Genomic DNA, 10,718 nt, shown 5'->3' with positions numbered 1-10,718 from the left:
AAATCCACTGAGACGATAACTACAGTTTATTCTTTATCTATTATAGGGCGAAAGATTTTTCGCCCCTATGGTCGTTCGTGTTCCCTTGTTTTCTATTCATTTAATTTAATGAATGTTGGTTGTGTGTTTCACAGAGCCACACAGAGTTGTTCACGGAGTTTCGCAGAGAGTTATTCTCTTTTGCGTTGCTCCGTGTTTTTCTTTGTGTGGCTTTGTGGAATGTTTTTTTCTCATCCGTATAGCGGCTAAAGTCCGCTTTACGGATAAAAGGAAAAGATGTCTGTCTCATCGGATTTCTTGGCAAGCCAATGGAACAATCCGCTTTGCGGTGCGAACAAGTTCGATCGGTAATCCGATGATATGCTAATAGCGGATTTAAAATCCGCAGATAACAGCTTTCGGATTGCAAATCCGAAAGGACAAAGGGACTTAGAATAGATTGAAGAATCAAGAGCCAAGAATCAAGATGAAAGAAATAAGAATAAGAATAAGAATGAGGAAAAAGGAAAAAGGTGAAAGTATAAAGTTACTTACTTGCCTCTTACTCCCTACTTCTTATCTCTAACTCGTAACTAAATAATAACTAATAATTAAACATTAATAATTAACCCCGTGTCTTAGTGTCTCCGTGTTTTAAAAAAGTAATAATTAAACATTAATAACTAATAATTAAGTAATCATGAACAGAAAACAATTTTTACAACAGGCTTTAGTTTTATTCTGTATTTTTCAATTTTCGTTTTTCATTTTTAGTGCAACTGCACAGGTAACTATCGGCGGAGAGGCCGAGCCTGCTAAAGGAGCAACTTTAGATTTAAGTCCTTTGGGCGGCTATGTAGGTGGGTTGAAGTTGCCTAATGTGTCGTTAAATAACTTGACTTCGATGCCAACCGCTTTTACCGACAAATCGGCGATAACTGATTTGTCGAAACTGAAAGGCTTGCAAGTGTATAATACAAACACAACTATCGGCGAGGGGGTGTATACGTGGAATGGAAACGCTTGGGTTAAGCCCGGTTTGAGTAGTGGGAGAGTTGGTGTGGCAACAAGGGCAGCGCTTGCAGCCGAAGTTTCTATTGATGCAAACTCGTCGTCAGACGTGGCTACTGTCAATATCCTTGTTCCCGGAGTTTATCTTGTTCAATGTAGGGTGCAGATGACTCGTACGATTTCGGGTGCTTTTACTTGGTGGTATTCGATATTGAACAGTGATGGAAAAGGCTTGGGTGCAGCTACTTTAGGCGATTATTCATCATCTGATTCATCATCTTTTTATCGGGATGTTACACTGTGCGTCTTTCCGGCGGCGGGAAATTATACCATAAGTTTTGGTAATCCGGGTCATTCTATTGTTCTTGGTACTGGTACATATTGGGTGTGTACTCTTATAACCGAATTGTAAATTATGAATTGTTTGGTTGAATAGGCTTAGGCGTAAAGCGGACTAAAAGCCGCTATCCGCCAACTTAGAGCTTGTACGTAATAATCCAAATAGAAACTATTTGCTGCTTGTTGGATAATGCTTTTGATACTATATTATCAAACGGTCTGTAATATAAACTCTCCTTTTGGTGTGTAATGAGGAGAGTTTGTGATATCTATGCGTGTAAACGCACCAGTAGAAAAGTAATTCAGTTTTTAGCATTGTGTTGGTTTATATTTTCTTTGCAGAAATTATTAGGTCGAAAAAAGAAAATATTGTACTTTTGCACCGTATTTTAGTAAAACAAGTATCTTATCAATAAATCTTTATAAAATCAAACTAAAATGTGTAAAATTGAAAAAATTGTTGCCCGCGAAGTTCTTGATTCAAGAGGCAATCCTACTGTAGAGGTAGACGTGATTTTGGAAAGTGGAGTAATGGGCCGTGCTGCTGTTCCATCGGGAGCATCTACAGGCGAAAACGAAGCTATTGAATTGCGTGACGGTGACAAAAAACGTTATTTAGGTAAAGGTGTACAAAAAGCGGTAGAAAACGTAAACAACGTTATCGCTCCTGCTTTAATAGGAACTTGTGCTTTGCAGCAACGCGCTATTGATAAAATGATGATAGCATTGGATGGTACAAAAACTAAATCTAAATTAGGTGCAAATGCTATTTTAGGTGTTTCGTTGGCTGTGGCTAAAGCGGCTGCTGAATATTTAGGCTTGCCATTATATCGCTATATTGGTGGAACTAACACATATACACTTCCTGTACCTATGATGAATATCATCAACGGAGGTTCTCACTCTGATGCTCCTATCGCATTTCAGGAGTTTATGATCCGTCCGGTTGGCGCTCCTTCGTTCAAAGAAGGTTTGCGTTGTGGTGCTGAGGTATTCCACGCTTTGAAAAAAGTGCTTCACGACCGTAACTTGAGCACTGCTGTAGGCGACGAAGGTGGTTTTGCTCCTGCACTGGACGGTACTGAAGATGCTTTGGAGTCAATCATGAAAGCTATTGAAATGGCCGGCTACAAACCGGGCAAAGATGTTACTATTGCATTAGACTGTGCTTCTTCTGAATTTTTCGATAAAAAATCTATTTACGATTATAGTAAATTTGAAGGTCCTAACGGTGCAAAACGTACTTCGGCCGAACAAGCTGAATACCTTGCTCAGTTAGTAAGCAAATATCCGATTGATTCAATCGAAGATGGTATGGACGAAAACGACTGGGAAGGCTGGAAAATGTTGACCGACAAAATTGGTGACAAATGCCAGTTGGTAGGCGACGACCTGTTTGTAACTAACGTTGAATTCCTGAAAAAAGGTATCGAGCTTGGCTGTGCCAACTCTATCCTTATCAAAGTAAACCAAATCGGTTCGTTGTCTGAAACTTTGGATGCTATCGAAATGGCTCACCGTGCCGGTTACACTTCGGTAACTTCTCACCGTTCGGGCGAGACTGAAGATGCTACTATTGCCGACATTGCAGTAGCTACTAACTCAGGACAAATCAAAACAGGTTCGTTGAGCCGCTCAGACCGGATGGCTAAATATAACCAACTGCTTCGTATTGAAGAAGAATTGGGCGATTTGGCTGTATATGGTTACAAAAAAGTCCAACGTCTGAAATAAGAATGTCAAGTTGACAGTTTTATAAACTGACAAAATATTGTTTCGAAAAGGGATATCTGACACACAGGTATCCCTTTTTGTTTGTTTTTTTAAGAAATAACTTTCTTGTCGTTAATACGCGTTAAGCATATTTTTCCGAATGTTAATTTTTTTCAAATGCTGTGAGGTTAAATGTCTGCGGGTATGTATTTTGTGTAATTTAGTGAAACAAAAGATGCCGGAAATCTGTTGGTATAAAAAGAGCCCCCGTTTTTTTTGAAACGGATGTTGATGATAATTACAGCAGATACTTTAAAAATATGCTTATGCAATATTTTTTATCAGCAGGTTAGTCTGACCATGAAACCTTGTTTTCGAAAATAAACCTTAGTAACTTCAATATCTCTTAAAGCTAAACCTTATTAGCTTATTGAATAACAAATAAATAAGGTAATAAGGTTGAGGTTGCTGACCTTTGTTACTATTACTAAGGTTTAATACAAAAAATAAGGTTTTTATATGGATAGCTAAGTATTTATAACAGCATGCTTTTTAAACATATCCATTAATTACAATATAGCAGAGTGGGAGTATCAGATAATACATAGATATTTACTAACTAAAAAAGAAGATAAAGATGAATAGGACAAATTTTTGGAAGGTATTGAGCCTTGTGCTGGTTGTAGTGGGGCTGAGTGTGGCAACTACAACCATCATGATAAACAATTATAATAAGAAACAGGACAAACAGGTTGCTTATCAGCCTGAATATACTATGCCTAATGCGTATGCGAGGTTTTCAAGTGCAACTTCGGCGATGGAAACAGACTTTACGGTGGCTGCCGAGCTTTCGGTACATGCTGTAGTGCACGTAAAGACCAAAACAAAAATGACTCAGATGTACTCGATGGACCCTTTCCTTGAGTTCTTTTTCGGAAACCCACGAAGCAGAGGGCAAGAGCGCGAAATGCCTATGCAGGAGGGGGCAGGCTCCGGCGTTATTATATCGCCCGATGGGTATATCGTAACTAATAATCATGTGGTAGGCAATGCTAACGAAATAGAAGTTACCCTGAATGACAAACGTACTTTTACGGCAACGATAGTGGGAGCCGACCCGAATACGGATATTGCCCTGATTAAAATTGATGGAGAAAACCTGCCTACTATTCCTTTTGGAAACTCGGACAACCTGAAAGTAGGTGAGTGGGTGCTGGCAGTAGGTAATCCTTTCAACCTGACATCGACTGTTACTGCGGGTATTGTGAGTGCAAAAGCCCGTAACATCAATATATTGAACGCCGAGATGAAAATAGAATCTTTCATCCAGACCGATGCCGCTGTAAACCCCGGAAACAGTGGTGGTGCATTGGTTAATACCCGTGGCGAGTTGGTGGGGATTAACACGGCTATCGCGTCGAGCACAGGGGCTTTTACAGGATACTCGTTTGCAGTGCCGTCGAGTATTGTGAGCAAAGTGGTTTCGGATATAAAAGAATATGGTGTTGTGCAGAGGGCTATTTTGGGAGTAAGCATAAGTGATATTAATAATGAACTTGCTAAGGAGAAGAAACTGAAAACCATGCAAGGGGCTTATGTAGGAAGTGTGATGGAAAAAAGTGCTGCCGAAAATGCCGGAATAAAAGAAGGAGATGTGATTACCAACGTAAATGGAGTGGCGGTGAACTCGGCATCGGAATTGCAAGAGCAGGTTGGACGTTACCGTCCGGGTGATATTATCTATGTGGAAGTGTTGCGCGATAATAAAACTAAGAAATTGCAGGTGGAGCTGAAAAATCGCCAAGGTAATACAGATATAATAAGCCCGCAGGTGGTAGCCGAAATTTTGGGAGCGAAGTTTAAAGAAGTAGACCAGAAAACTGCGGAAAAGCTAAGGCTGAATTATGGTGTGCAGGTGGAATCTGTATCCAAAGGCAAATTCTATGATAATGGTATAAGACAAGGTTACATTATCTTAAAAATAAACAGCCAGACTATACGTACGCCCGAAGATGTGCAAAAAGCACTTGACCAGGCTATGAATAACGATGAGCAGGAGCAAGTCTTGTTTATTGCAGGCGCTTATCCGAACGGAAAAGTAGCGCATTATGCAATAAATCTTACCGAATAAAGTGTGAAATTGCATAAATGCTAAAATGTAAAACCGTGGAATCGTAATGTTTCGGTAGATTATAATGTCGATTTTAGTAATCAGACATTAGCAGGAAGCTAAAGATTGGTACTGATTTTGTTAGTACCAATCATTGTATGAAAAATTATTTGTTTGTTTACACCCGCCTGTTAAATTATATGTTTTTAATTTGAAGAAAAGAAAAAAAGAAGTACTTTTGCAGGCTAATTAGAGGTATTAGAAATGAGACAACTAAAAATTACCAAATCAATCACGAATCGCGAAAGTTTGTCGCTCGACAAATATTTGCAAGAGATTGGTCGCGAAGACCTTATCACTGTAGAGGAAGAAGTTGAATTGGCTCAACGTATTCGTAACGGTGACAGGGCTGCATTGGAAAAACTTACCCGTGCTAACTTGCGTTTTGTTGTTTCGGTAGCTAAACAGTATCAAAACCAAGGTCTTAGTCTCCCCGACTTGATTAATGAAGGGAACTTGGGGCTGATTAAAGCTGCTGAAAAATTTGACGAAACACGTGGTTTTAAATTTATCTCGTATGCAGTTTGGTGGATTCGCCAGTCTATTTTGCAGGCTTTGGCCGAACAGTCGCGTATAGTGCGTTTGCCTTTGAATCAGGTTGGATCATTAAACAAAATCAACAAAGCATTTTCTAAATTCGAACAAGAGAATGAACGTCGTCCATCGCCGGAGGAATTAGCCGAAGAGCTTGATATTCCGGTTGACAAAATAGCCGATACGATGAAAGTATCCGGACGCCATATCTCGGTAGATGCTCCGTTTGTAGAAGGAGAAGACAATAGCTTGTTGGATGTGATGGTCAACGATGATTCGCCTAATGCCGACCGTGTCCTGATTAACGAGTCACTCTCAAAAGAAATTGACCGTGCTTTGTCTTCATTAACTGAAAGAGAACACGAAATTGTAAAAAAATTCTTTGGTATCGGAGTGCCCGAAATGACATTGGAGGAAATAGGAGATGAATTTGGTTTGACACGTGAGCGTGTTCGCCAAATTAAGGAAAAAGCAATTCGCCGATTGAGAACGAGTTCAAAAAGTAAATTATTAAAGTCTTATTTGGGATAAGGATTATCCTCAAGTAGAAAAGTATTAAATTATCCTGATTCTGTCATATTATGTTGAATCAGGATAATTTTTTTGTATTTTTGTATTAGTTTGGAGTTTGATGGACTTTTACAGTTGAAATAGTAAGTGGGAAGAAAAAAACGGTTTTTCTTTAAACGAAATATAAACGGATGGTATCCTATATTATGGAATTGAAGTTTTATATCGCCTTAAAAATGTTACTTAAATATAATAATTAAAATTAAATGTCTATGAAAAAAAATGTACTACTGTTACTCGCAGTTATGTTATTGATGCCTTGGTGCTTACAGGCTCAGACTTTTCCTACTATCAGTGAGGGTGCTAATGAAACTTGGTATAGCATCTATTCACATAGAGCGAATAGAGTATTGAAAGTGAATGAAAAAGATGCTGTGATATCGTCACTTCCGTTTGATGAAACTAATGATGATTTGAAGTGGAAATTTGAACGTGTGGAGGCTGATACATTTAAAATTGTATCAAAGTCAACGGGATATGAGTTTTCTTATGGGGATTATGTTGAAATCGGTGGTGATTATAGCTATGATCCTGTTACAGGAGAGTACGAATATCTGGGTAAAGATCAAGGTACTCATACTAAAATAGATCGAATTTTTGCAAGAGAAGCTGGTTCTGGAGATAAATATGTGTTCAAAAAATTTAATGATGACAATGGTTTTAGATTCCAGATTTGGAGTGTTGCTGATTCTAGTTTTGTAGATATGAGGAATGATACTAATGATGATGAAAAATACCCATACCAAATATGTCTGTATTCTGTAGATGGAGATGCTGGAAATATTTTCAGTGCGATACAAAGTCTTGATGATTTGGATCAAAAATATGCAAATGCTCCAAAGCTTAGTACGTCTACAGATATTAAAAAGTATTTCATTCAAAACTGTAGGGCGAATCGCGTGCTTACATCACAAGGAACAGGAAGTGCTCCTGTTCAAAAGGAACTTGTGAATGAAGAAGGCGATGCCCGAACAGCTCAATTGTTTTGGTTCGAAGGTACATATAAAGATGGTTTTAAGGTAATTTGCAATGATGGTGAGCTGAAATTTGATGAGACTACAGGGCGTTTTACTATAGAATCGACAGGGGGAAGTAAATATCAGTTTGAGTTGTCTACAAATACTACATACGGAACTGATAAATGGACGTTGAAATGTCTTGATAAGGGTGAATATAAGCTAGAGTATCTGAATATGCATAATTCTAATTTGGACGAAATTACTCTTTATTCATTAGGAGATGATGGTACTCCATTCGACTTTTTATCTGAAGATACAAGTTATAACCCATATGAGGGTGCGCCTTTAATGAGTATCGAAGCTGCTCCAGTGTGGTATCAAATAAAGAATACTAGAAGCGGAAAAGTAATTAATTTAGATTTTTATTCGGACGAAATTACACAAGCAGATATTATGGAGGCAGACAATGCTGATTTGGATCAACAGCTGTTCCGTTTTGAAGGAAGTTATTATGATGGCTTTAGAATATTAAATAGATTTTCGGGTGCATTAATATATAATGCATCAACAGAACTTATAGAATTTACAGCTGTTGATAGTGACGGTGAATTGTTTAAATTTGAAAAATATGCTAACTCAGAGGAAGCTTGGGCTATAAAGCATGTTGGAGAGAATAAAGGATTGAATGATTTTAAAGGTGAAGGTACAGCTTTAGGTTTGTACTCAACTACAGATCCAGGAAGTTCTTTTGAATTTATAGTGCCTGATGGAGTGAACTCTGTATCACAAACTCAAGCTACTCCAAGGGCACAACTTTCTATCGAAGGTAAAGCTATCACTGTTGAGGCTGAAGATATGGCTAAGGTTACTATCTACAACATTACAGGAACTCAGGTAGTTTCTACTGCAGCTAATGCATCGTTTGAATATACTATGCCTGTAAGTGGTTACTATGTTTTATCTGTAGTTTACAATGATGGCAAAACTGAAAATATCAAATTTGTAATCAGATAATCTGTAAAAGAAGAAATTATTTTATTTTAAACTTGAGATTACGACCATAAAACTATGGTCGTAATCTTGTTTTTTGTTTTATGCTTTTGGGGGTGTAATGAAAATATTTTTTTTCTATATTACCCGATTCTCAACCTTGCTAAATACCATTCTGAAAACATGAAGAAGCATATTGCTTTCATCCTATTTGTATTGATTACTTCCATTGCATTTGCCGAAAACACAAACCCGGTCGTGATTGGTAATGCGCGTTTTACTTTTATTACTCCCAATTTAGTGCGTTTAGAGTATGTCCAGAATGCTGATTTTGTAAACAATCCCACCCTTTTTGCTCAGGAACGCAGCAGTTTTGATTTTATAGATATAAAAACAGAAGAAACTAAAAAAAATCATTATACAATAACAACCCCTCTGATGAGGCTGGAATACTATGATGATGGATTTCCTTTCGGCCAGATGAATTTACGCATTTATTTCCAACACGAGGGGAAAGAAAAAATGTGGTACATGGCCAGTACACAACGAAGAAATTTAAGGGGAACGATACCCACATTAGACGCTGTGGGTGCCCCGGTTCCACTGTCAGAAGGCTTATTAAGCCGCGATGGATGGTACGCTATTCACGATACCGGAAAAGAGATACTGGTTGATGGTTGGGTGCAACCACGTGCTAAAGAGCACCTGCAAGACGTATATTTGTTTGTTTACGGAAATGATTATAAATCGGCACTGAAAAGTTTAAAAAAAATCAGTGGTTCGGTGCCAATGACAAGAAAATATGTTCACGGTTCGTGGTACTGCCGATGGTGGGATTACACAGCTGATGAATACATGCAGTTGATAAAAGAATATAAAGAACATGACTTTCCTATCGATATTTTAGTTTTTGATATGGGATGGCATACCCAGAAAGAAGCTACTACGGGAACCGGACACGCGGGTAATAGAGGCTGGACAGGGTATAGCTGGAATAAAAAATTGATTCCAAACCCGCAGAAACTCATAAACGATTTAAAAAAAGACCGGATATATGTTGTTCTGAATGAGCACCCTCATGACGGAATACGTGCTCACGAGGATTCCTACTCCGGTTTTATGAATGCTATGGGAACAGATACGACGGGAAGGAAAGAAATACTTTTTGATGCGGGTAGTCGTAAGTACATGGATAATTTTATGGAATATGCCCACAAAGAGTCGGATGATATGGGAGTCGCTTTCTGGTGGCTCGATTGGCAGCAAGATTATATTTATCCGCTTGTAAGGGGAACAAATATGCAGCATTTGCCATGGCTTAATCACATATATTATAACTATTCGGCACAGGGTAATCTGCGTGGAGCAGGCTTTAGCCGTTGGGGCGGCTGGGGAGATCATCGCCATCCAATCCAGTTTTCGGGCGATGCTGTAGGTAATTGGGATATGCTGAAGTTTGAAATAGAAATGACCTCAACAAGCGGAAACGTCGGGTGCTTTTTCTGGGCACATGATATAGGCGGTTTTTATGGTGGAAATGATTCGGAGCTTTATACACGTTGGACACAGTTCGGGTTGTTGAACTCTTCGCTTCGTATCCATTCGGTATACGACCCCAAGCTGGACAGGCGTCCATGGTTATGGGGAGAAGAAGCTGAAAAAGCGATGAGAGATATTTATCACCTTAGGTCGCGGATTATGCCTTATATTTATTCTTCCGTATGGCAATGCCACTCTGAAATGCTGCCTTTGAACAGGGCTATGTATATTGAATATCCGGATGTGGAAGAAGCATATCAGCACCCTCAGCAGTTTTTATTTGGCGATTTGCTTATAGGCGCTCCTATCACTACCGCAGGCGAAGGCGAAGATAAAACTGCCAGCCAGCAGGTATGGTTACCCGAAGGGGATATATGGTATAATTTCTTTACAGGGAAGGCCGAAGAAGGAGGTAAGGTAATTACAGAAACTTGTGACTTAAATACTTTTCCGCTTTATATAAAAGGAGGTTATCCTTTCCCGATGCAGCCTTATACTCCTCGTATGGCTTCAACGCCTCTTGCTGAATTGATAGTAAGGTGTTATCCGGGCAAGGAGGGCGATTCGAATGTTTATACGCTTTATGAAGATGACGGGCTGACGCGAGATTATGAAAAAGGACATAACGCTACCACACGCATGGAGTACAAAATTCAGAGCAGCTTGACTGAAATAACGGTTTATCCGGCAGCAGGTAGTTTTGAAGGGCAGTTGAAAAAACGTGCATATACTTTTGAACTTCCGCAGCAACCGAACCTGCCATCGCATGTAATAATTAATGGCAAAAAAGTAAAAACAGTACAAAGGCAGGATTTAAACGGTTTTAGTGTTACCACAAAGCCAATGGATATCCGCGATAAAATCGTTTTGCAATTTTAAAATACTATCTATCACAAAAACTCTAAATTAAATAT

6 protein-coding genes are annotated in these 10,718 nt (G+C 38.9%); all 6 read left to right on the top strand.

Annotated elements, in window-relative coordinates; all coding sequences use genetic code 11:
• The first annotated feature begins 679 nt into the window (after positions 1–679).
• The 6 genes from D0T49_RS09990 (at position 680) to D0T49_RS09965 (ending at position 10,683) form a co-directional block, all read left to right on the top strand.
• On the top strand, positions 680–1,402 hold the full coding sequence (locus tag D0T49_RS09990; RefSeq protein WP_163630957.1) for a hypothetical protein: 723 nt from the start codon (positions 680–682) through the stop codon (positions 1,400–1,402).
• A 365-nt stretch (positions 1,403–1,767) separates the two neighbouring features.
• Positions 1,768–3,063, top strand: coding sequence for a phosphopyruvate hydratase (gene eno, locus D0T49_RS09985; protein ID WP_163630955.1), 1,296 nt, complete (start codon positions 1,768–1,770; stop codon positions 3,061–3,063).
• Positions 3,064–3,679: 616 nt separating this feature from the next.
• On the top strand, positions 3,680–5,173 hold the full coding sequence (locus D0T49_RS09980) for a Do family serine endopeptidase (RefSeq protein ID WP_163630953.1): 1,494 nt from the start codon (positions 3,680–3,682) through the stop codon (positions 5,171–5,173).
• A gap of 243 nt (positions 5,174–5,416) precedes the next feature.
• A complete protein-coding gene (locus tag D0T49_RS09975; protein WP_163630951.1) occupies positions 5,417–6,277 on the top strand; it encodes an RNA polymerase sigma factor RpoD/SigA in 861 nt (286 codons plus the stop codon).
• A gap of 251 nt (positions 6,278–6,528) precedes the next feature.
• Complete coding sequence (locus D0T49_RS09970) at positions 6,529–8,289, top strand: T9SS type A sorting domain-containing protein (RefSeq protein WP_163630949.1); 1,761 nt, start codon at positions 6,529–6,531, stop codon at positions 8,287–8,289.
• A gap of 159 nt (positions 8,290–8,448) precedes the next feature.
• Positions 8,449–10,683: a glycoside hydrolase family 31 protein gene (locus D0T49_RS09965; RefSeq protein ID WP_163630947.1), complete on the top strand. Its 2,235-nt coding sequence runs from the start codon at positions 8,449–8,451 to the stop codon at positions 10,681–10,683.
• The last annotated feature ends 35 nt before the right edge of the window (positions 10,684–10,718 follow it).

The sequence above is a fragment of the Paludibacter sp. 221 genome (assembly GCF_010501035.1).
GTDB lineage: Bacteria > Bacteroidota > Bacteroidia > Bacteroidales > Paludibacteraceae > QVMH01.
The sequence above is the reverse complement of the archived record's forward strand: the minus strand, read 5'-3'. Positions and strand labels throughout refer to the sequence as shown.

Bases quoted from the DNA above. Each gene is read 5' to 3' on its own strand.
- D0T49_RS09965 (WP_163630947.1), top strand. From the start codon at position 8,449: ATGAAGAAGCATATTGCTTTCATCCTATTTGTATTGATTACTTCCATT.
- eno (WP_163630955.1), top strand. From the start codon at position 1,768: ATGTGTAAAATTGAAAAAATTGTTGCCCGCGAAGTTCTTGATTCAAGA.
- D0T49_RS09980 (WP_163630953.1), top strand. From the start codon at position 3,680: ATGAATAGGACAAATTTTTGGAAGGTATTGAGCCTTGTGCTGGTTGTA.
- D0T49_RS09990 (WP_163630957.1), top strand. From the start codon at position 680: ATGAACAGAAAACAATTTTTACAACAGGCTTTAGTTTTATTCTGTATT.
- D0T49_RS09970 (WP_163630949.1), top strand. From the start codon at position 6,529: ATGAAAAAAAATGTACTACTGTTACTCGCAGTTATGTTATTGATGCCT.
- D0T49_RS09975 (WP_163630951.1), top strand. From the start codon at position 5,417: ATGAGACAACTAAAAATTACCAAATCAATCACGAATCGCGAAAGTTTG.